This window comes from Streptomyces sp. Ru62 (assembly GCF_002920615.1).
Classification (GTDB): Bacteria; Actinomycetota; Actinomycetes; order Streptomycetales; family Streptomycetaceae; genus Streptomyces.
This window is the reverse complement of the sequence record NZ_PQSU01000007.1, coordinates 131,807-154,378: the sequence shown is the minus strand read 5'-3', so window position 1 is coordinate 154,378 and position 22,572 is coordinate 131,807. Positions and strand designations below refer to the sequence as shown.

14 protein-coding genes and 1 pseudogene are annotated in these 22,572 nt (G+C 73.9%); 6 read left to right on the top strand and 9 right to left on the bottom strand.

The genetic code is table 11. The features are described 5' to 3' along the window. Window positions 1-109: 109 nt before the first annotated feature. Window positions 110-1,852, bottom strand: coding sequence for a pyruvate dehydrogenase (locus C3492_RS11805; RefSeq protein ID WP_103811692.1), 1,743 nt, complete (start codon window positions 1,850-1,852; stop codon window positions 110-112). Window positions 1,853-1,921: 69 nt separating this feature from the next. Then, window positions 1,922-3,352, bottom strand: a complete 1,431-nt coding sequence (locus C3492_RS11800; RefSeq protein ID WP_103811691.1) for a protein phosphatase 2C domain-containing protein — start codon at window positions 3,350-3,352, stop codon at window positions 1,922-1,924. A gap of 296 nt (window positions 3,353-3,648) precedes the next feature. On the opposite strand from C3492_RS11800, the gene C3492_RS11790 reads away from it, so the two are divergent. Further along, entirely contained in the window at window positions 3,649-4,638 is a 990-nt protein-coding gene (locus tag C3492_RS11790) for a helix-turn-helix transcriptional regulator (RefSeq protein WP_103811690.1), read from the top strand. A gap of 236 nt (window positions 4,639-4,874) precedes the next feature. Here C3492_RS11790 and C3492_RS11785 read toward each other — a convergent pair whose 3' ends face one another. The 7 genes from C3492_RS11785 to C3492_RS11755 all read right to left on the bottom strand — a co-directional run bounded on the left by C3492_RS11785 (window position 4,875) and on the right by C3492_RS11755 (window position 14,236). Further along, window positions 4,875-6,143, bottom strand: coding sequence for an SGNH/GDSL hydrolase family protein (locus C3492_RS11785; RefSeq protein ID WP_103811689.1), 1,269 nt, complete (start codon window positions 6,141-6,143; stop codon window positions 4,875-4,877). 207 nt (window positions 6,144-6,350) lie between these two features. After that, the gene (locus C3492_RS11780) at window positions 6,351-6,839 is read right to left on the bottom strand and encodes a methylated-DNA--[protein]-cysteine S-methyltransferase (RefSeq protein WP_103811688.1); all 489 of its coding nucleotides are present in this window, start codon (window positions 6,837-6,839) and stop codon (window positions 6,351-6,353) included. A 65-nt stretch (window positions 6,840-6,904) separates the two neighbouring features. Beyond that, window positions 6,905-8,302: a DNA-3-methyladenine glycosylase 2 family protein gene (locus C3492_RS11775; RefSeq protein ID WP_103811687.1), complete on the bottom strand. Its 1,398-nt coding sequence runs from the start codon at window positions 8,300-8,302 to the stop codon at window positions 6,905-6,907. 79 nt (window positions 8,303-8,381) lie between these two features. Beyond that, window positions 8,382-9,476, bottom strand: coding sequence for a ribosome small subunit-dependent GTPase A (gene rsgA, locus C3492_RS11770; protein ID WP_103811686.1), 1,095 nt, complete (start codon window positions 9,474-9,476; stop codon window positions 8,382-8,384). A gap of 253 nt (window positions 9,477-9,729) precedes the next feature. Next, entirely contained in the window at window positions 9,730-11,205 is a 1,476-nt protein-coding gene (locus C3492_RS11765; RefSeq protein ID WP_103811685.1) for a cellulose-binding domain-containing protein, read from the bottom strand. A gap of 269 nt (window positions 11,206-11,474) precedes the next feature. Then, entirely contained in the window at window positions 11,475-12,842 is a 1,368-nt protein-coding gene (locus C3492_RS11760) for a radical SAM protein (protein ID WP_103811684.1), read from the bottom strand. Window positions 12,843-13,228: 386 nt separating this feature from the next. Further along, window positions 13,229-14,236: a hydroxyacid dehydrogenase gene (locus C3492_RS11755; RefSeq protein ID WP_103811683.1), complete on the bottom strand. Its 1,008-nt coding sequence runs from the start codon at window positions 14,234-14,236 to the stop codon at window positions 13,229-13,231. 110 nt (window positions 14,237-14,346) lie between these two features. Between C3492_RS11755 and C3492_RS11750 the strand changes: the two genes are divergently transcribed. The 5 genes and pseudogenes from C3492_RS11750 to C3492_RS45625 all read left to right on the top strand — a co-directional run. Next, a complete protein-coding gene (locus C3492_RS11750; RefSeq protein WP_103811682.1) occupies window positions 14,347-15,633 on the top strand; it encodes an FAD-binding protein in 1,287 nt (428 codons plus the stop codon). Between the two features lie 157 nt (window positions 15,634-15,790). Beyond that, window positions 15,791-17,041: an ROK family transcriptional regulator gene (locus tag C3492_RS11745; protein ID WP_103811681.1), complete on the top strand. Its 1,251-nt coding sequence runs from the start codon at window positions 15,791-15,793 to the stop codon at window positions 17,039-17,041. A gap of 11 nt (window positions 17,042-17,052) precedes the next feature. After that, window positions 17,053-18,951, top strand: coding sequence for a glycoside hydrolase (locus tag C3492_RS11740; RefSeq protein WP_374938338.1), 1,899 nt, complete (start codon window positions 17,053-17,055; stop codon window positions 18,949-18,951). A 150-nt stretch (window positions 18,952-19,101) separates the two neighbouring features. Beyond that, complete coding sequence (locus C3492_RS11735) at window positions 19,102-21,996, top strand: glycoside hydrolase family 2 TIM barrel-domain containing protein (RefSeq protein ID WP_103811680.1); 2,895 nt, start codon at window positions 19,102-19,104, stop codon at window positions 21,994-21,996. Between the two features lie 135 nt (window positions 21,997-22,131). Next, a pseudogene (locus tag C3492_RS45625) lies at window positions 22,132-22,473 on the top strand (jacalin-like lectin); the annotation flags it as partial. Between the last annotated feature and the right edge of the window lie 99 nt (window positions 22,474-22,572).

The window sequence follows — 22,572 nt, the reverse complement described above, 5'->3', positions numbered from 1 at the left end:
CCGGACGCCGCCGGACGCCACGGAAGCCCCGGGACACCGGTCCGGCCGCGTCCGGCACCGGCTGACGTCACGTCGTCACGCCACGTGAAACTGGCCGAAATCACCCCCCTCAGAGCCGCGGTACGTTGCGCAGGTTGGAGCGGGCCATCTGGAGCATCCGGCCGACCCCGCCGTCCAGCACGATCTTGGAGGCGGACAGCGCGAACCCGGTCACCATCTCGGCGCTGATCTTCGGCGGGATGGACAGGGCGTTGGGGTCGGTGACGACGTCGACCAGGGCCGGCCCCTTGTGCCGGAAGGCGTCCCTGAGGGCCCCGGCGAGCTGCTTGGGCTTCTCCACGCGCACGCCGTACGCGCCGCAGGCCCGGGCGACGGCGGCGAAGTCGGGGTTGGTGTTGGTGGTGCCGTACGAGGGCAGCCCGGCGACCAGCATCTCCAGTTCGACCATGCCGAGGGAGGAGTTGTTGAACAGCACCACCTTGACCGGCAGGTCGTACTGCACGAGGGTCAGGAAGTCCCCCATCAGCATGGAGAACCCGCCGTCCCCGGCCATGGCGACCACCTGCCGGTGCCGGTCGGTGAACTGGGCGCCGATGGCCATCGGCAGCGCGTTCGCCATCGACCCGTGCGAGAAGGAACCGATGATCCGGCGGCGGCCGTTGGGCGAGACGTACCGGGCGGCCCAGACGTTGCACATCCCGGTGTCCACGGTGAACACGGCGTCCTCGTCGGCGACTTCGTCCAGTACCGCGGCCACGTACTCGGGATGGATCGGGATGTGCTTGTCGACCTTCCGGGTGTACGCCTTGACCACGCCCTCCAGCGCGTCGGCGTGCCTCTTCAGCATCCGGTCGAGGAATCGCCGGTCCGTCTTCTCCCTGACGCGCGGGACCAGGCACCGCAGCGTCTCGCGGACGTCGCCCCACACGGCCAGGTCGAGCCGCGAGCGGCGGCCGAGCACCTCGGGCCGTACGTCGATCTGCGCGATCCGCACGTCGTCCGGCAGGAACGCGTTGTACGGGAAGTCGGTGCCGATCAGGATCAGCAGATCGCACTCGTGGGTGGCCTCGTAGGCGGCGCCGTAGCCGAGCAGTCCGCTCATGCCGACGTCGTACGGGTTGTCGTACTGGATGAACTCCTTGCCGCGCAGCGCGTGCCCGACCGGCGACTTGATCCTCCCGGCGAACTCCATGACCTCGGCGTGGGCGCCGGCCGTGCCGCTCCCGCAGAACAGGGTGACCCTGTCGGCCTCGTCGATCATCTCCGCGAGCGCGTCGATCTCGGCGTCGCCCGGCCGCACGGTGGGCCGGGAGGTGACGAGCGCGCTCTGCGCCGCCTTCTCCGGGGCCGGTTCGGCGGCGATGTCGCCGGGCAGGGCCACCACGCTCACCCCGCTGCGGCCGACCGCGTGCTGGATGGCGGTCTGCAGCAGCCGGGGCATCTGCTTCGGGCTGGAGATCAGCTCGCAGTAGTGGCTGCACTCCTGGAACAGCCGTTCCGGATGGGTCTCCTGGAAGTAACCGAGGCCGATCTCGCTCGACGGGATGTGCGAGGCGAGGGCCAGCACCGGGGCCATCGAGCGGTGGGCGTCGTACAGGCCGTTGATCAGGTGCAGGTTGCCCGGGCCGCAGGAGCCCGCGCAGGCGGCCAGCTTCCCGGTGATCTGGGCCTCGGCGCCGGCCGCGAAGGCGGCGGACTCCTCGTGACGGACATGGATCCAGTCGATGGCGGCATTGCGGCGGACGGCGTCCACGACCGGGTTGAGGCTGTCGCCGACGACGCCGTACAGGCGCCGCACCCCGGCGCGGACGAGGATGTCGACGAACTGCTCGGCGACGTTCTGTTTGGCCATGGCGCGCGTCAGCCCCTTCGCTGTCCCGGGATACGGCCCTCCCGTTCCATCAATCCACAGGGGCGGTGATCACGCCTCCCACACGGCCGCCGCCGTACGGTCGTCGGCGTAGCCCTTCACCCGTACCTGGGCGTCGGTGAGGAAGGCCGTGAGGCCCGGCGGGGTAGGCCCCGACCAGCGGCGGGCCAGGAAGGCGCAGAGGGCGGGCTCGTCGCGCAGCGGGCCGGCCAGGCCCGCCGTGCACATCACCAGCACATCACCCGGGCGGGCTACCGAGGCCCGGAACCGGAACGGCTCGCGAGGCGGCTCCGGGGCCGGCACCGCGGGCTCGAACGGGCTCGGCGGGGCCGGGAGGCCGAGGTCCATCGTCAGCCGGTCGCCCTCGGGCGTCCGCTCCGGCGGCGAGCCGGGGCCGGCGACGGGTGCGCCGGTACCGTCCTCCGGCCCGACCTGCGGCTCGATGTCCTGCCAGGCGTCGTCCCGCAACCGGAACAGCCCGCCGTCCCCGACGCCGAAGAACACGCGGGTACGGCAGTCCGGGTCGGCGGGCAGCAGCAGACAGCGCAGGCTCGCCGTGTACTCCTCGGGGTCCAGGCCCTGTTCGGCGGCGCTCGCGCGGAGCCTGCCGAGACTGCGGTCGGTCAGCCGGTGCAGACCCGACTTCAGGTCGCCGCGCCGGGCCGCGCGGATGTCCTCCACGAGCCGCTGGTGGCTGCGGCCCACGGCCCGCCCGATCCAGCGGCACGCCTCGGCCGCCGCCAGGTGCGCGCCCGGCGCGGCCCGGGCACCGGTGGCCATCGCGACCAGGACCAGCGCCTGTTCTCCCGCCCCGAACCGGGCGGTGAGCAACGCGTCCCGGCGCGGCTCGCCCCGGTACCGGGCCGAGTCCCCGCGCAGCGAGACGGCCCGCAGGGTGCAGGCGCCGTACCGGGCGCCGTCCAGCACGGTGTCCGCGACCAGCTCGCCGAGCCCGTCCGGTTCGGCGAGCGGAAGCGCGGTGGGCTCGGGGTCGTAGGTGGGGGGACCGGAGCCGACGTAGTCGACGCAGGGGGGTGGGGAGGGCGGGGTGCTCTCGGATGGCGGTGCGCTCTCGGTGGGCGGGGTGCTCTCGGTGGGCGGGGTGCTCACCGACGGTGGAGGGCTCTCCGCGGGCGGGGCGAACTCGGCGGGGAGCGCCAGATCGGTGGGGAGGGCGGGTTCTGCCGGTGGCGGCGGCGCAGCGCGTTGCGTCGGCACCGGCGCTTTCACGGGTGCCGGTTCCGGAGGCGCCGGCTCGACTGGTCCGGGATCCACCGGTCCCGCATCCACCGGTGCCGGATCCGACGGTCCTCGTTCCGCCGTGTCCGTCGGCCGTCCCCCCACCGCGTTCCGCGCCGAGGCGAAGCGGTCGTCCACGGAATCGGGCGCTGCCGTGGGACCCGTGTCCTCGGTGGAGTCGTCGTACAGCTGGCCCCACCAGTCGTCGTCGCGACGGGCGGGAGTTCCCCCCTGCTGGCTCATGCCCCTGATTGTCCACCGCACGGGCGGTGGGAAAACGGGGCATCGGGAAAATCCGGCGCATCGCCCCCCGTCGAACGGCGTATCGGGTGAGCGGGTGAACTGCCGTACGAGAAACGGTTGATGGCCGCCGGGCGGCCCCACCCCCCACGGGAGGACCGCCCGGCGACGTCCGGACCCACCTTGGCAGAGTCACCCCCGGTGCGGCGATGATGTCGGCGGCGGGTTTGCGCCGTGGCCGGTTTCCGCCATGCCGCTCCGCTTCCGTCGGTTTGTGCACAGGGGAGGGACGCGGGGCGATGCTGGCAGCGCTGGGGCTGGACGAGACGCACGAGGCGGCGTACCGGGCGCTGGTGTCCGTGGGCGCGGCCGACGTCACCGATCTGGCGCGGCGCCTGACGCTGGCCGAGCAGGACACCGAGCGGGCGCTGCGCCGGCTGGAGCGGCGGGGTCTCGCGGCTCAGTCCTCGGCGTGGCCGGGCCGCTGGGTGGCGGCTCCGCCCGGGGTGGCGCTGGGCGCGCTGCTCGCCCAGCAGCGGCACGAACTGGAGAAGGCGGAGCTGGCGGCGGCGCTGCTCGCGGAGGAGTACCGGGCGGCGGCGGCCGAACCGGCGGTGCACGACTTGGTGGAGGTGGTGACCGGCGCCTCCGCGGTGGCGCAGCGCTTCCTCCAGCTCCAGCTCGGCGCGGCCGAGGAGGTGTGTGCGCTGGTGACCGGCAACCCGGTGGTCGTCTCCGGCATGGAGAACGACGCGGAGGAGCAGGCGGCCGGGCGTGGGGTGCGCTACCGGGTGGTGGTGGAGCGGGCGGTGCTGGACCTGCCGCACGGGCTCACCGAGCTGACGGCGGCGCTCGGCCGGGACGAGCGGGTGCGGGTGGTGGACAGGGTGCCGACGAAGCTGGTGGTGGCCGACCGGTCGCTCGCGATGGTGCCGCTGACGTCGAGGACGTCGGAGCCGGCCGCGCTGGTGGTGCACGCCAGCGGGCTGCTGGAGCTGCTCGCCGGGCTGTTCGAGTCGGTGTGGCGGGAGGCGCTGCCGCTGCGGCTCGGCGCCGCCGGGGTGACCGAGGCGGAGCCGGACGGCCCGGACGCCACCGATCTGGAGGTGCTGTCGCTGCTGCTGGCCGGGCTGACCGACGCGAGCGTGGCCAAACAGCTGGACCTGGGGCTGCGGACCGTGCAGCGCCGGGTGCGACGCCTGATGGAACTGGCCGGGGTGACGACCCGGCTCCAACTGGGCTGGCACGCCTGCGAACGCGGCTGGGTGTCCCGCGACACCGCCGGCTGACCCCATGCCGACGAAGCCGTTCACCGGCGTCTGGGTGTCCTGGGAAACCGCCGAATGACCCCGGGTGCGCCGACACAGCCGATCACCGACGGCTGGGTGCACCGCGAAACCGCCGGCTGACCCCATGCCGGCGCAGCCGATCACCAACAGCTGGACGTCCCGCGACACCGCCGGCTGACCCCATGCCGACCAAGCCGTTCACCGACGGCTGGCCCTGGGGGCGCCGGCGCAGCCGTTCACCCGCCTGCTGGTCGTGCGAGCGGTGCCGCGCGGGTGACCGGCGCTGTGGCGTGGGCGCGGCCCGTCAGGTGGGCTCCGAGCGGCCCCCGGATCAGCACGCGGTGGACGGTGTCGGCCACGGCGGCCATGCCGGCGTCGTTGAAGTGCAGGTGGTCGCCGGGGTCGTAGGCGGGCAGGATGCGACCGGGGTCGTCCGGGTCCCGGACGGTCGCGTCCGCGTCGGCGACCGCGTCGAAGGCTCCGCCGTCCCGGATGAAGGCGTTCACCCGCTGCCGTACCGCCTCGCCGGCGGCGGTCCAGGCGGGGTACCCGCCGTAGGGGGTGAGGGTGACGCCGACGACCCGGACACCGCGGGCGTGGGCGCGGGCCACCACGGTGCGGTAGGCGTCCGCGAAGGCGGCGGCGTCGTTCGCCTCCGGGGTGCCCTTGATGTCGTTGATGCCCTCGAAGACGACCAGGACCCGCACCCCGGCCCGGTCCAGCGCGTCCGCGTCCAGGCGGGCGAGGGCGCTCGGTCCGGCGCCGTCGAGCAGCAGGCGGTTGCCGGCGATGCCCGCGTTGAGGACGCCGAGCCGCCGCTCGCGCAGCCGTTGGGCGAGTCGGTCGGGCCAGCGGCGGTTGGTGTCGGGGGTGGAGCCGTTGCCGTCGGTGAGCGAGTCCCCGAACGCGACGACACTGCCGGCGGCGGGCCCGCGGACATCGACGCCGGTGACGTAGTACCAGCGGCTGGTGGTCGCCGTGTACGCGCTGCCGTCCTCGTCGGCGGCCCGGCCGGCGCCCGCCGGGGCCACATAGCTGGTCTGGAGGGCGGTGCGGTGGTAGGTGGCGGGCCCGGAGTTCTCCGGCGTGTACACGGTGACGAGCAGGTCGGCTCCGGCCGGTACCCGCAGCGACACCGGGTCGGTGACCGCGTCCGCGCCCGGTGGGACGGTCAGCTCCGTGGCGCTGCGGAAGGTGGCGGTGCGCAGGGTGCCGGGTACGGCCTCGGGGCCGGCCGCCCGGCTCAGCGCGACGGTGACCGCGCCGAGGCGCAGGGGCGTGGTGCCGAGCCGGTTGCTGAGCCGGACGCGGACCGCGGTGCCGCCGAGGCTGAGGTGGACGACGTTGCGGACGGCGGCACCGGGCAGCGCGGCGGCGGTGCCGGAGGGCGCGGTCTCCCAGCTGCCGGTCCAGGGCGGCGGGGCCGGTTCGGCGACGGCCGGTGCCGTGAGGCCCGGCAGCAGCGCCGGGAGGAGGACCGCGAGGACCCGTACGACCTTGGCCATGTGTGCCCGCCCTTCCCCGTCGGCCGTCGGAGGCGACCGTGCCACACGGGCGGGCCGCGCCGCCGGAGCATCGACGGGGGTCCACCCGCTCGGCGCAACGGGCACACCGGGCGCACCGGGGAGCCACGGGGCCGTGGGGGCGCGGGGCGGGAGGCGCGGCGGGTGGGGCGAAGGGCGCCGGGGGCTGGAGGCGTGGCGGGCGGCGCGTCAGGGGAGCACGCCCTCCAGGGTGAGCAGCCGGACCTTGCGCTCAAGTCCCCCCGCGTACCCGGTCATCGATCCGTTCGCGCCGATCACCCGGTGGCAAGGGCGCACGATGAGCAGCGGGTTGGCGCCGATCGCCCCGCCGACGGCGCGAACGGCGGCGCGGGGCGCGCCGATCCGGGCGGCGATCTCGCCGTAGGTGGCGGTGGCGCCGTACGGCAGCTCGTCCAGCGCGGCCCAGACCCGCTGCCGGAACTCGGTGCCGGTCACCCGGAACGGCAGCCGGAACTCCTTCAGTTCCCCGGCGAAGTAGGCGGCGAGCTGGTCGGCCGCGGTGCGGAACGGACCGGGGTCGTGCCGCCAGCCGTCCAGGACGGTCCGGCCGCCCTTCTGCCCGGGCACGGAGAGGGAGGTCAGCGCGCCGTCCGCGTCGGCGGTGAGCAGCAGCCGCCCGACGGGGGCGTCCAGGTGGGTGCAGTAGACGGTGGTCATCGAAGCGGCTTCCTCGGCTCGGCGGTCAGGGGACGGGCGGTCGGTTTCGGTGTTCGGGCCGGCGGTCACCGGATCGGCTCCCCCGCCACCCGCAGGTGCTGGACGGCGTACGACCGCCAGGGCCGCCAGCTGTCGGGGACGTCCGCGCCGGGCGGGGCGACGTCGGGATCGCCGAGGGCGCGCACGCGGAGGGTGGCGACGGTGGCCGGGTCCATGCCGGGCAGGGCGAGCAGGGCCTCCTCGGCGTCGTGCCGGTCGGCGCCCGGGTCCAGCCGTACGGTGCCGTCGGCGAGGGCGGCGGCGAGCGCGCCCAGCGGGCCGCCGGGCTCGGCCTCGGCGAGGACGGCGGGCTCCGGGAAGAGGTGGGTCAGGCCGCCGTGGGGTGCGTCGAGCACCTTGCCGTACCGGCGCACCAGTTCCCCGGCGCCGTGGGTGCCGGCGAGGGTGCGTACGGCGGGCTCCAGCGGGTCCACGGCGCCGGGCGAGCGCAGTCCGGGCCGGGCGGCGACCAGCGGGGCGAGCCGGGGGTCGGCGCCGAGCCGTTCGTCGACGGCGTAGGGGTCGGCGTCCAGGTCGAACAGCCGGCGCAGCCGCTGCACGGCGGTGGTGAGGTCCCGGGGGTCGGTGAGGTGCAGCCGAGCGTCGAGCCAGCCGCCCGGGCGGGTGCCGGTGCCGGTCCGCGGGGTGCGGGGGCGTTCCTGGACGGCGGCGAGGCCGGTGCCGTAGGGCAGCCGCAGGGTGCGCCGGTAGGTGCGGGCGCCGGGGGCGCCGGTCACCTCCTCGACGCCCGGTACGGCCTCCCGGGCGAGCTGGTCGAAGACGGCGGCGGACTGGTAGGGGCCGCGGTGGGCGAGCCGGAGCGGGATGCCCGCGCCGGGTGCGGCCCGGCGGTCGGCCCGGTTCCTGGGGGCGGCGGCCCGCACCTCGGTGGGGGTCGCGGCGTACACCTCCCGGATGGTGTCGTTGAACTGCCGCACGCTGGCGAACCCGGAGGCGAACGCGATCTCGGTGACCGGCAGGCCGGTGGTCTGGAGCAGCACCCGCGCGGTGTGCGCCCGCTGGGCCCGGGCGAGCGCCACGGGCCCGGCGCCCAGCTCCGCGGTGAGCTGCCGCTGGACCTGCCGGGCGCTGTAGCCGAGCCGCGCGGCGAGCCCGGCGACGCCCTCGCGGTCCACGACGCCGTCGGCGATCAGGCGCATGGCCCGGCCGACGACGTCCGCGCGGACGTTCCACTCCGCCGAGCCCGGCACGGCGTCCGGCCGGCACCGCCGGCAGGCCCGGAATCCGGAGCCCTGCGCGGCGGCGGCCGTCGCGAAGAACCGTACGTTGCGCCGTTTCGGCGTCACGGCCGGGCAGCTGGGCCGGCAGTAGATGCCGGTGGTCTCGACGGCGAAGAAGAACACCCCGTCGAACCGGCCGTCCCGGCTGCGCACCGCCTCGTACCTGCTGTCTTCGTCCTTCACGTGGTCCAGTGTGGGACGGGCGGGAGGCAGGGGCCAGCGGAAATCGGACGTGGAGCTGACGGGCGCGGCCCGGGTGTCCCTACGCCCACCGCCCCCGCTTCGCCTCCATCGCCGCCTTCCCTTCGGCTCCCCTCCGCCTCCACTCCCGGCGCAGCTCCGCGCGGACCCTGGCGTCCGTCTTGGCCACGATCCACTGGTTCTCCCGCAGCAGCTTCCGGTAGCTCTCCAGCCGCCGCTGCGGCAGCTCCCCGTTCTCCACCGCGGACCGCACCGCGCAGCCCGGCTCGGACTCGTGGGCGCAGTCGTGGAACCGGCACCGCTCGGCCAGCTCCTCGATCTCGGTGAACACCTGCCCGACGCCGGTCTCGGCGTCGAAGAGGCCGACGCCCCGCAGCCCGGGTGTGTCGATGAGCACCCCGCCGGAGGGCAGGGCGAGCAGGTTGCGGGTGGTCGTGGTGTGCCGCCCCTTGCCGTCGACGTCGCGGGCCGCCCGCACGTCCATGACGTCGGCGCCGACGAGCGCGTTGGCGAGGGTGGACTTGCCCGCGCCGGACTGGCCGAGCAGCACGCTCGTACCGGAGCCGACGAGCGCGACGAGCACGTCGAGTCCGTCGCCGTGCAGGGCGCTGACGGTGAGGACGGGCACGCCGGGCGCGCTGGTCTCCACGTCCTGCACGAGGTGGGCCAGGGTGACCGGGTCCGGCACGAGGTCGGCCTTGGTGAGGACGACGACGGGCTGGGCGCCGGACTCCCAGGCGAGGGCGAGGAAGCGCTCGACGCGGCCGAGGTCGAGTTCGACGGCGAGGGACACGGCGACGACGGCGTGGTCGACGTTGGCGGCGAGGATCTGCCCCTCGGACCGCTTGGAGGAGGTGGAGCGGACGAAGGCGGTGCGGCGCGGCAGGTAGGCGCGCACGTACCGGGGGTCGCCGCCGGGGTCGACGGCGACCCAGTCCCCCGTGCACACGACCTTCATCGGGTCGCGGGGCACGACGAACTCGGTGTCGGCGCGGACGGTTCCGTCCGCGGTGACGATGTCGCACTGTCCTCGGTCGACCCGGACGACCCGTCCGGGCAGCAGCCCGTCGGCCTCGAACGGGGCGAACGCCTCGGCCCAGGCCTCGTCCCAGCCGTAGGGAGCCAGTGCGGAGAAAGCAGCGGAGGTGGAAGTCAAGGGAGACCCTTCACAGGGTGGCCCCGGGCGGGCGCGTACGGTGCGCGGTCGGTTCAGCCGGTGGCCACGGAGGTGGACTTGATGAGTTCCTGGATGAGGGCAGCGCCCAGCGCAGTGACAGCCATCTGTCGACACCTCCTCGTCCTCGCTCGCGCGTCCGCACACCACCTCGGCGTGCCAGGCAACTCTAGCCCGTGGGCGGGCCGGTACGTCAAAGCATTTTCCGCACGCCCCGCGGTTTCCGCCCCCGCGGTCAACCGACCGCGCAGGGCGAACCGTTGAGCGTGAAGCGGTACGGCGTGCGGTTGGCGTCGGCCCAGGAGCCCAGGAAGCCGAAGGACAGGGTGCCGTGCGCGGCGACCGCCTTGTTGTAGTCGGCGGCGGTGGCGGTGACGCGGGGGCCGTCCTGGTGCACGGTGGCGTCCCACATCTGGCCGACCTGCTGGCCGTCGCGGAAGGTCCAGGACACCTCCCAGCCGGTGAGGGACTGGTCAGTGGTGACGCTGACGGTGGCCTGGAAGCCGTCGGGCCACTGGCTGTCCAGCTCGTAGGCGACCCGGCAGCCGGCCGGCCGGGTGGTGGCGGGGGCGCTCGTCGGGCCCGCGCGGTGGGTCGCGGAGGAGGTGCCCTGCGGTTCGGGGTCGGGCTTCTGCCGGGCGGGCGGGCGCGCGGTGCGGGTCGCGGGGGCCGGGTCGGAGGGGGAGTCCGTGGCGGTGGGGCGCGCCGCGGTGCGGGAGACGCCGGGGTCGGCGACCGGCTGCCGGTCGTCCTGGGCGGCGGCGGTGCCGTCGCCGGAACCGCCGAACGGCATCATCGACACACCGAGCGCCAGCGCCGACAACAGCACCGCGGCGGCGAGGAGTCCGCCGCGCAGCACCCGGCTGCGGCCCGGGCCCTCCTCGCGGTCGTCGGCGTCGGCGCCGCCCGGGTGGCCCGCGCCGAGGCGGACCTCGGTGGCGCGGCGGCGCCGTTCCAGGTAGGCGAGGCCGCCCCAGCCGATCACTCCGCCGGCCAGCGCGCCGGGCAGTCCGCCGCCGTGCAGGCGTAGACAGGCCGCGGCCTCGGCGCACCGCACGCAGGTGGCGAGGTGCCGGGAGAGGTCGCCGGGGGTCTCGGCGACGGCCGAGCGGGTGACCGCGTCCAGCAGGCGGGCGTAGCTGCGGCACTGCGCGTCCATCGGCGAGTCGAGGTGGGCGCGGTGGCAGCGGTCCCGGAACAGGCCGCGGACCTGGTCGAGTTCGTCGGCGACGGTGGCGGGGTCCAGGCCGAGCCGGCGGGCCACGGTGGGCAGCGGGAGCGCCTCCACCTCGGCCAGCCAGAGCAGCGCGGCGTCCGCCTCCTGCATGTCCCGCAGGCCGCGCAGCGCGACCGGCCGCCCGAGCGGCGGCCCCGTGAACCGGGCCGCGCTGCCGGAGTTGAGCCACAGCCGCAGCTCGGGGTCGAGCTTGTGCCCCTGCCCGTCCGCCTCCCAGGCGGCCGCGGTGGTGCGTACGGCGGTGAGCAGCGCCGGGATCGTCGGCAGCCGCGCGGTGCGGCTGCCGGCGCCGCGCACATGGGTGCTCGCGGCGGCGCGGACCTCCCGCATGCCGAGCGTGAACGCCTCGGTGGCGAGCTGGTGGGCCGTCAGGGACCCGGAGGTGCACAGGTCCGCGTAGGAGAGCACCGCGTCCCAGCACTCCGAGAACAGCGCGGCCTCGGTGTCGTCCTGGGGGGTCGGCAGGTCGGGCATGGGACTCCTGCATCCACGAGCGAGGGCAACTCACCAAAGGGGAAGGGGAGTTGCGGGGAACCCCGCGGCAGGGCACAGAGCCTTTCACGCTCCCGCCACAACTGACAAGCGGCCTGTTCACATCCGGCTACCGACAGTGGCGGCGGGCGCGCGCGCCGCGATCAGCCCGCGACTCCGGCCTCTGGTACGGACGCGGACGCGGTTCTGCTCACCGGGTCACACCCGGACCCCGACGGGTCACACCCGGACCCCGCCGGGACCTCGACGGGTCACACCCGGACGGGCTCCTCCCCCGTCTCCGTCCCCTCCGACGACGTCCCCTCCGCCGACGTGCCGTCCGCGGGCAGGCTGTCCATGAAGGAGCTGACGGAGAAGACCGCGCGGCCGGGTCCGGGCGGGCCGTAGCCGGGCGGGGAGGACAGGCCGAAGTCGTCCATGGTCTGCCGGTAGGCCTGGAGCAGCCGGATGTGGTACTCCAGCGGCGCGCCCTGCGGGTTGGCCTTGCCGAGCGGGGTGGTGGGCTCCGGGCACCAGGTGGTGAAGCGCGGGGTGATGCCGTGCGACATGAAGAAGCGCAGGCCCTCCGTGGTGGAGGCGATGGCCTCGTCGACGGTGGTGAAGCCGAACGGCTCGGCCATCTCCACGCCCGCCACGAAGTTGGGGATCACGTTGCGCGCGCCGAACACCTCGGCGGAGTCCAGGATGCGGCGGTGCCACTCGTCACGGCCGACGTAGCGCTCCTTGCCGGGGCAGTACAGCTCGAACAGCCGGCGGTCCCACACCTCGAAGTTGGGGTGGTAGATCTGCACGCCGTAGTCCTTGAACCGCTGCACGTCCGCCTTGGGCAGCGCCTGCGCGACGACCTTGCCGATCCAGCGGCCCGGGAAGCGCTCCTCGATGGCCTTGGCGTAGTGGCCGTAGAAGTCGGCCTCGTCCCGGCCCGCCACCTTCGAGGTGATCGCGCCGCCGGTGAGGGTGTAGGCCGTCGACGCCTTCTGGGTGTCGTACCGGTCGATGATCTCCAGCGCCTCCAGGACCTCCTCGACGTCCTTGACGCCGGTGTAGGGCCGGCCGGCAGCCTTGTGCTGGCGCCAGTTGTGATTGATGTCGCAGTACTGGCACTCCTCCTTGGCGCCGAAGTACTGGCAGACCCGGAAGACGGTCAGGTAGATCAGGTAGCCCCACTGGATGGTGGGCGCGACCTCCATCACGGACTTCCCGTTGGAGAGGGTGTGCCGGTAGTACTCGGGCATCGGCGGCACCCCGACGTCGGCGATGCGCCTGCCGTCGAGATACAGCCCGAGCATCCCTTCCTCGTCGGCGGCGACCCGGTACGGCGAGGCGGGGTTCACCCGTACGGAGACGACCGTGCGCCTCAGGTCGTACGGGCCGCCCGTCAGGATGATCTCCTCCGGGGGCCGGCGCAGCGCGGCCTCGCCCAGCTCGGGCAGGGTGCCGTGGTCGAAGGAGAAGATGAAGTAGGACTTCGGTTTGACGTCCCCGTCCTCGTTGTCACTGAGGGCGGATTTGTCGAAGGCGACACCGCCCCGGAGCAGGTCCTCCTTGAAGACGGCCTCCCGCGGCACCTGCGGGAACCGCTCCATCAGATCCTCGACCAGCGCGGTACGACTGCCCATCCGTCTGTCTCCTCCCGGCTCAGGCGTACGCCTCTCACCGTATGCCCCCGCCACCGGCACACCGGTGCCGGGGGCCCGGCGATCCTACCGGTACGCCCCTTGCGCCCCCCTTTGTGTGAAATCAACAAGGTGCCCTGGTCGGACAACCCCGCGCGACGCTGCGCCGGTCGGACCTCCCGGGCGCACGGGATGCCGCCCGCCCGGCCACGGCCACGTCGTCCACTGCCCGGCGGCCCGCCCCGCGCAGGGCCCGGGAGATCCTGGAAGCGATCAGGCCGACGGCGGCGGACACCGTGGTCTCGGCGGGCGCGGCACCCATGCCTTGCCCGCCGGCGCGGACCCGCCGCGCTGCGGGTCGGGGCCGCCGCGTCCGCCGCCCGGCAGGCTCAGGCCGTCCTGCCCAGTTCGGCCGGGTCGACCGCGTGCAGCAGAGCGGCGCCCGCCGACAGCCGCTCGGCCTCCTCCACGACCACCCGCCCCAGCCGGGCCACCTCGTTGCCCTGCGAGCCGGCCAGGTGCGGGGTGACGAAGGCGTTCGGCAGGTCGTACAGCGGGGAGTCGGCGGGCAGCGGTTCGGGGTCGGTCACGTCCAGCACGGCGCCGAGGCGGCCGGCGCGCAGCTCCGCGACCAGCGCCTCGTGGTCGACCAGGGCGCCGCGCGCGGTGTTGACGAGCACGGATCCGGCAGGCATCAGGGCCAGTTCGCGGGCACCGATCAGACGATGGGTCTCGGCGGTCTGCGGGGCGTGCAGCGTGACGATGTCGGAGGTGCGCAGCAGCTCGTCCAGCGGCAGCAGCGGCACACCGAGCCGGGCGGCCTCCGCCGCGTCCACGTACGGGTCGGCGAGCGTGACCGCGAGGTCGTACGGGCGGAGCAGTTCGAGCAGGCGGCGGCCGATCCGGGAGGCGCCGACGATGCCGACGCGGCGGCCGTGGTTGCCGATGCCGGGCAGGATCTCGCCGTAGGGGAAGGCGCGCCAGTCGCGCAGCCGGTCGCGGTGGGCGAAGACGTCCTTCCCGGCGAGCAGGATCATGGCGAGGGTGTACTCGGCGACGGGTACGGCGTTGGCGGCGGCGGCCGAGGAGACGGCGATGCCCCGCTGCCACACCTCGGGCGTGGTGAACCCCTTGACCGAGCCGGCCGCGTGCAGCACGGCGCGCAGCTTCGGCGCGGCGTCCAGGACGGCCGCGTCCAGGCGGGGACAGCCCCAGCCGGTGATCAGGATCTCGGTACGGGCCAGGGCCTCCCGCACCCGGGCCCCGGTGAAGTCGTCCGCCACCAGGGCGGGATCGATGTCCACGCAGGCGCGCAGCCGGGTCAGCAGTTCCGGCGGGAAGACGAGCGGCACGTTCCGGGCTGTCATGGCGAACAGCGCCTGGGGACGCTCGGGCAAGGAGGGGACCTTCCGGCTCGGTGACGCTCGGACAGCAACCGGTCTCTACCGTAGGTGGCGCCTGATGAGAGGGTCAACGCAGACGCAACGCACCGGGAGAGGACACAGGGATGGCTGAGACCGCAGGGACCACGGGGAGGACAGGGGCCGGGGGCGCCGGCACGGTCACCAACTGGGCACGCACCGTCACGTACGCGGCACGCGAGTTCCACCGTCCGCGCACGCCGGAGGAGCTGGCGGCGCTGGTGGCGGGGAACACGCGGGTGCGGATACTGGGCAGCGGGCACTCCTTCAACCGGATCGCCGACCCGGGCCCGGACGGCATCCTGGTGTCCACCGCCGGGCTGCCGCAGACGGTCGACGTCGACACGGCCGCGCGTACGGTCCGGGTGTCGGGCGGCGTCCGCTACGCCGAACTGGCCCGCACGGTCCACGCGCACGGTCTCGCCCTGTCCAACATGGCCTCCCTGCCGCACATCTCGGTGGCCGGTTCGGTGGCGACGGGCACGCACGGCTCGGGTGTGACCAACGGCCCGCTGGCGGCGGCGGTCCGCGAGGTGGAGATGGTCGTCGCGGACGGTACGACGCGGAGGATCGGCCGGGACGACGCGCGGTTCGCCGGTGTCGTCACCTCCCTCGGCGCGCTGGGCGCCGTCACCGCGCTCACCCTCGACCTGGAGCCGGCGTACGGGGTGGAGCAGCGGGTCTACACCGGACTTCCGTTGGACGCGCTGGACTTCGAGGCCGTCGCCGCCGCCGGGTACAGCGTGAGCCTCTTCACCGACTGGCGGCGGCCGGGCTTCCGGCAGGTGTGGGTCAAGCGGCGCACGGACCGGCCGGCGGTGGACTTCCCGTGGGCGGCGCCCGCGACGGAGCCGCTGCACCCGGTGCCGGGCATGCCCGCGGTGAACTGCACGGAGCAGCTGGGGGTGCCGGGGCCGTGGCACGAGCGGTTGCCGCACTTCCGGGCCGAGTTCACGCCGAGCAGCGGGGAGGAGATCCAGTCGGAGTACCTGCTGCCGCGGCCCTCGGCCCTCGGCGCGCTGCACGCGATCGACGGCATCCGGGACACGGTCGCCGGGGTGCTGCAGACCTGCGAGGTGCGGACGGTCGCCGCCGACGCGCAGTGGCTGAGCCCGGCCCACGGACGGGACTCGGTCGCGCTGCACTTCACCTGGGTGAAGGACGAGGCGGCGGTGCTGCCGGTGGTGCGCCGGCTGGAGGAGGTGCTGGAGCCGTTCGACCCGCGCCCGCACTGGGGGAAGGTCTTCCAGATCCCGCCGGCCGCACTGCGCGGGCGGTACCCGCGGTTCGCCGACTTCCGGGACCTGGTCCGCGCCCTGGACCCCTCCGGCACGTTCACCAACGCCTTCGTGCGGGACCTCCTCGGCCACTGACGGCCGTTCGCCGGGGCGCTCGCGCCACCCCCCACTTCCTCCACCCCCTTTCCGAACCCCTTGTCGAAAGTCCCTCCCAGCCCCTAGCCTGACGTCCGCGCCGGTGCCGTAGCCGCCTCGGCCCGCACTGGTCCGACGGGAGGGGAGGGGCAGCCGCGTGAAGCGCACCTCACGTGACATCCGCACCGCGAACCGCTACGAGGTGCTGCGCCAGATCATCGCCGAGTCTCCCACCTCCCGTCAGGAGCTGGCCGCGGCCACCGGGCTGAGCCTCGCCACGGTGGCCACGCTCGTCGGTGAGCTGCTGGACCTCCGCATGATCACCGAGGTGGGGTTCGAGGACTCCGCCGGGGGCCGCCCCCGGGGGCTAGTCGCCGTCAACGCGTCGGGGGGCGCGCTGATCGGCGTGGACATCGCCGAGACGTACGTCCACGTGGAGCTGTTCGACCTGGCGTTGAACGTGCTGGCCCGCGCCGACGAGGACCTGCGGCCCGGCGAGAGCCGGCCCGAGCAGGTGGTCGGGCACGTCGCCGCCGCGGTGGACTCGGTCGTCGCCCGGGCCGGCATCGAGGCGGCCCGGGTGCTGGGCGTCGGGGTGAGCGTGCCGGGCCAGGTCGACCGGGACACCGGGGTCGCCGAGTACGCGCCCAACTGGTACTGGCACGACGTGCCGTTGCTCGGTCTGCTCGCCGAACACATCGCCTACCCGCTGTACCTGGACAATCCGCTGCGCGCGTGCGCGGTGGCCGAGCTGTGGTTCGGTGCGGCGCGGGGCCGCGGGGACGCCGTCGTGGTCAACCTAGGCACCGGCGTCGGCGCCGGTCTGGCCCTCGGCGGCGGTCTGCACCGCGGGGTGAGCAACAGCGCCGGTGAGTGGGGGCACACCACGCTCGTGCTGGACGGCCGGCTGTGCCACTGCGGCAACCACGGCTGCGTGGAGACGTACGTCGGTGCCCCGGGCATCATGCAGAACCTGCGCGAACTCGACCCGGGCTCGGTCCTGTTGCACCCCGGGGACCAGACGGCCACCATCGACGCGCTGGCCCGCGCGGTCGCCGAGGACGACCCGGTGGCGCTCAAGGTCGTCCGGGACACGGCCCGTTACCTCGGCGCCGGCATCTCCGACCTGATCAATCTCCTCAACCCCGAAGTGGTCGTCCTCAGCAGCTGGGTGGCCTCCCGGCTGGGCGAGCCGCTGCTCGGGGAGGTCCGCCGGGCGGTCGCCCGGCACGCCCTGGGCCGGCCCCTGGCCGCCACCGAGATCGTCCTCTCCCCGATCCCCACCGACCCGGTGTCCCTCGGCGCGGCCACGTTCGCGCTGGAGGGGGCGCTGCAGTCCGTCGGGCAGCGGACCAGCACCAAGCGCACCACCGCCCCCGCAAGGAGCCGTACCGCACCGCCTTCGTGACGACGGAAGGGATGCACGTGTCTGACCTCCGCACCTCCCGGCCCCCCACTTCCCGGCCCCGGATCCCTCGGCCCCGCACCCGCAGACCGGTCCTGCTGACCGCCTCGGCCGCGCTGGCCGTCACCGGAGCCCTGCTCGGCTCCCCGCCCGCGAGCGCCGCCGGCACCACCGGCACCCCCGCCGCCGAGGTCTCCCCGCACGCCGCCCAGACCATCGACAACATCGGCGCGTCCGGTGCCTGGTGGGTCAACGACCTGAAGAACTTCGACCCGGAGGTCCGGGCCCGGGTCGCCCGGCTGCTGTTCTCCGAGGACGGCCTGGACCTCAGCGCGTACCGCTACAACATCGGCGGCGGCGGCACCGGCGTGACGTACGCGCCCCGCGCCGCCGAGGACTTCCTGAAGCCGGACGGCGGCTACGACTGGAGCAAGGACGAGGCCGGCCGCTACTTCCTCTCCGCCGCCGCCCGGTACGGCGTCGAGGACCTGATCGGGTTCGTCAACAGCGCGCCGGCCGCGTGGAAGACGAACGGCAAGAGCTGCGGTGGCCATCTGAAGGCGCAGAACGAGCGGGACTTCGCGAAGTACGTCGCCGACGTCACCGACCACTTCGCGCAACAGGGCGTGAAGCTCGACTACATCAGCCCGTTCAACGAGCCGACGAACAGCTTCGACTCGTGCGGCCAGGAGGGCATGCTCGTCGACGTCCCCCAGCGCGACGACATCGTGCGCGCGCTCGGCGCCGAACAGCGGGCCCGGCACCAGAAGGCGACGATCATCGCCGACGAGTCGACCAGCACGGTGAAGTTCAACTCCGAGGTCCCGCAGTGGATCTCCCAGCCCGGTACGGCCCCGTACGTCGCCAGGCTTGCCCACCACACGTACGACAACCCGGGCGACGCCGACCGGGCACAGGTGTACGAGACGTCCAGGGCGGCCGGCAAGGAGTCCTGGTCGACCGAGATCTGCTGCTTCGGCAAGGGCGGCACGGGCTGGGCGCAGGAGTACGACCCGACGATCGACGGCGGGCTGAACCTCTCCCGGATCATCTACAAGGACTTCGCGACCGCCCATGACTCGGCGTTCCAGTGGTGGGTGGCGCTGTCGGAGATGATCGGCAGCGATCCGACGGCCCGGAACGACGAGGGCTGGAACGACGGCCTGGTCTACTACGACCCGGACTACGCGAAGAACGGCAACCAGACCCTGTACTTCACCAAGCGCTACTACACGCTCGGCCAGTACAGCAAGTTCGTCCGGCCCGGCGCGGCCCTGCACGACGTGACCGGCGCGCCTGACGGTGTCGAGGTGTCCGCGTACGACGGGAACGGTCGCTGGGTGGTCGTGGTCAACAACCACAACGCGACCGACACCGCGCTGAACCTGCACTTCAACAGCCGGACGCCGGTGCGGGCCACGCAGGCCGTGCGGACCTCCGCCGACGAGAACTGGGCGAAGGTGGCCAAGCCTTCGATCGCGGACGGCACCATGTCGGCGACGCTCGCGGCCCGTTCGGTCACTACGTACGTCTTCGACCGCAAGGGACACGGGAGTTCGGCGCTGACCGGTGCCCTGGTGGGCGAGCAGTCCGGCAAGTGCCTGACGGCCGATGCCTCGGGTGCCACGATCGCCGGCTGCACGGACACCGCGGAGCAGTCCTGGTCGTACGACGCGAGAGGCACCCTGAAGGGCACCAACGGCTATCTCACGGCCGGGAGTTCGGGGCTGACGACCACATCCGCGTACAGCGGTGACGGCACGCAGCGCTGGCTGCTGAACTCCAACGGGCAGATCGTGAACGAGGCATCGGGCAGGTGCCTGGACGTCAGCGGACAAGCGACGGCCGACGGCTCCAGGGTGATCCTCTACCGCTGCACCGGCGGCGCCAACGAAGCCTGGACCAGGCAGTAGCGCGACCGCTTCCCCGACCGAGGGCCGCCGGTCACTCCCCTGACCCGGCGGCCCTCGTCTCACCTGTCCCGCGTTCGTGTTCCTCTTCCGCCGGCGCCGGCCGGGCAGGGGATCACGCAGACCGGCATCAAGGGCTGAGCTAGGAGACCGATGTCTTTCCACACCCGCACCGACTACGTCGAGGACGTCTCCCCGGGGACCGGGGCGCTGCCGCCGCGCGCCTGGTACGCGTCCTCCGACGCCGCGTCCCTCTCACTCGGCGGCGGCTGGCGATTCCGGCTGTCGGACACGGCCGACGCCCAGGACGACTCCTTCGCGGCGCAAGGGTACGACGCCGGTGACTGGGCGGAGGTCACGGTCCCGGGCCACTGGGTGCTCCAGGGCCACGGCTCCCCCGTCTACACCAACCACCTCTACCCGTTCCCGGTCGACCCGCCCCGGGTGCCGACCGAGAACCCGACCGGCGACCACCTGCGCGTCTTCGACCTGCCCTCCGACTGGCCGGCCGGCGGCGAGGCCGTACTGCGCTTCGACGGCGTGGAGTCCTGCGCCCGGATCTGGCTGAACGGCACCGAGCTGGGCGAGTTCAAGGGCTCCCGGCTGCCGCACGAGTTCCCCGTCGGCCCGCACCTGAGGATCTCGGGCAATGTGCTGGCCGTGCGCGTCCACCAGTGGTCGGCGGGCTCGTACCTGGAGGACCAGGACCAGTGGTGGCTGCCGGGCATCTTCCGGGACGTCACCCTGCTGCACCGGCCGCCGGGCAGCGTCCGGGACTTCTTCGTGCACGCCTCCTACGACCACGTGTCCGGCACGGGCACCCTGCGCGTCGACTCCGACGTGGCGGGCCGGGTGACCGTCGCGGACCTCGGTGTGGACGTCCCTGCCGGTGAGCCGGTCACCGTCCCGGTCGAGCCGTGGACCGCCGAGACGCCGAAACTGTACGACGGCGTGCTGGCCACCGACGGCGAGCGGGTGCCGCTGCGCATCGGCTTCCGCACGGTGGAGCTGTCGGAGGGCCTGATCAAGGTGAACGGCCGCCCGGTGCTCTTCAAGGGCGTCAACCGGCACGAGTGGCACCCGGAGAAGGGCCGGGCCCTCGACCTCGCGACCATGCGCGAGGACGTGCTGCTGATGAAGCGGCACAACATCAACGCCGTCCGCACCTCCCACTACCCGCCCCACCCGGCCTTCCTCGACCTGTGCGACGAGTACGGCCTGTGGGTGATCGACGAGTGCGACCTGGAGACGCACGGCTTCACCGAGCAGGGCTGGCGGGACAACCCCGTCGACGACGACCGCTGGACCCCGGCCCTGCTCGACCGGGCGGCCCGCATGGTCGAGCGGGACAAGAACCACCCCTCGGTCGTCATCTGGTCGCTCGGCAACGAGGCCGGCACCGGCCGGGGCCTGACCGCGATGGCCGAGTGGATCCACGCCCGTGACGCCTCCCGGCTCGTGCACTACGAGGGCGACCACACCTGCCGTGACACCGACGTCTATTCACGGATGTACGCGAACCACGCCGAGGTCGAGCGGATCGGGCGGCACCTGGACGGCGGACCGCTCAGGCGCCGCGAACTCCCCTTCATCCTGTGCGAGTACGCGCACGCCATGGGCAACGGTCCCGGCGGACTCGCCGACTACCAGCGGCTGTTCGAGGCCCACGACCGGCTCCAGGGCGGCTTCGTCTGGGAGTGGATCGACCACGGCATCGCCCACCCCGAACTGGGCTACGCCTACGGCGGCGACTTCGGCGAGGAGCTGCACGACGGCAACTTCGTCTGCGACGGTCTGCTGTTCCCCGACCGGCGGCCCTCCCCCGGCCTGGTCGAGTACAAGAAGGTGATCGAACCGGTCGCCGTCACGGGCGACGGCACGGCCGGCACCGTCCGTGTCACCAACACGTACGACTTCGCGGACCTGTCGGCGCTGGCCTTCTCCTGGTCGTACGAGGTCGAGGGCGAGAGCGTGGACTCGGGCAGCCTGTCGGTGCCCGCGCTGGCCCCCGGTGAGTCCGCCGAGGTCAAGCTGCCCGCCGTACCGGCCGGTGCCCCGGCGGGCGAGGCGTACTGGACCGTCCGGGCGGCTCTCGCCTCCGACACCGCGTGGGCGCCGCGGGGCCATGTCGTCGCCTGGGGCCAGCTACCGGCGTCGGCGCGCCGGGCGCCGTACGTCGCCGCGTCCGCCCGCCCGGCGCCCGATGACGGGGTGGTCACCCTCGGCCCGGCCGTCTTCGACGCCCGCACCGGGGCGCTGCGCACGATCGGGGCGGTACCGGTCACCGGTCTGCGCCTGGACGTGTGGCGGGCCACCACCGACAACGACGACGGTGCCGCCTGGCAGAGCGACCTGCGTTACGGACTGCTGTGGCGGAAGCTCGGCCTGCACCGGATGCGGCACCGCCTGGACGCGGTCGAGGCCGGCGAGGACGCGCTGACGGTCCGCACCCGGGTGGCGCCGGCCGCCCGGGAGCTGGGGCTGTCGACGGTGTACCGCTGGACGTCGGACGGGGACCGACTCCGGCTGACCGTGACCACCGTGCCGGAAGGCGACTGGACGGTCCCGCTGCCCCGCCTCGGCATCCGTTTCGGGCTGGCCACGGCCGACCGGGTGCGGTGGTACGGCGGCGGGCCCGGCGAGGCGTACCCGGACACGCGGACGGCGTCCCGGATCGCCCGCTGGCAGTCGACCGTGGACGAGCTCCAGACGCCGTACGTCCGCCCGCAGGAGAACGGTGCCCGGATCGACGTCCGCTGGGCGGAACTGGGCGGCCTGCGCATCGAGGGGGACCCGGCGTACTGGTTCACCGCCCGCCGTTGGACCACCGAGCAGCTCGACGCGGCGGCCCACCGCACCGACCTGGTGCCTGCCACCGCGTCCGACAGCGGCTCCGCCGCGGCGGTGTGGGTCAACCTCGACCACGGCCAGCACGGCATCGGCTCCCAGTCCTGCGGTCCGGGTCCGCTGCCCCGGTACCACCTGCGGGCCGAGCCGGCGGAGTTCTCGTTCGTCTTCTCCCCGGCCCCCGCTCCGGAGACCAGCTGACCGACACGGTCCCGACGCCCACCGCGGCCGCCCGGCTCTGCGCCCGGCCGGCCGCGGTCGACTCGACACGACTGCGAGGTGGTCGACAAGGTCCTCTACCGGGGCAGCGACCTGGTCTCCCTGACCGCGACCCCCAACCCGCGGCTCCGGGCGAGCGACTTCTCCGGCGGCCCGCACGGCACGGCCTTCAACGACGCCGACGACCTGCCGGACGCGCCCGCCCCGCGGACCCTCATCCTGCGCGGCGGCGCCCGCCTGGACGCCGTGTCCCTCACCCTCGACGGCGGTACGGTCCTCGGTCACGGCGGCACCGGCGGTACGGCCGCCTCCCTCACCCTCCCCACCGGGGAGCACCTCACCTCGGTCGGGCTCACCGCGGGCCGGAAGGACGGCCGCACCCGGATCTCCTCGGCCGCCTTCACCACCGACCGGGACCGCACCCTGACGGCCGGCACGGCGACGGCGGACACAAGCTCGGGGTGCTGTACGCGCCGATCGGCTGAGTACGCCGAGCACGTTGACACCCCTCTACCTAGAGACCCTAGGCTATGCCCTAGGAGTCCAAGGGAGGTGGGC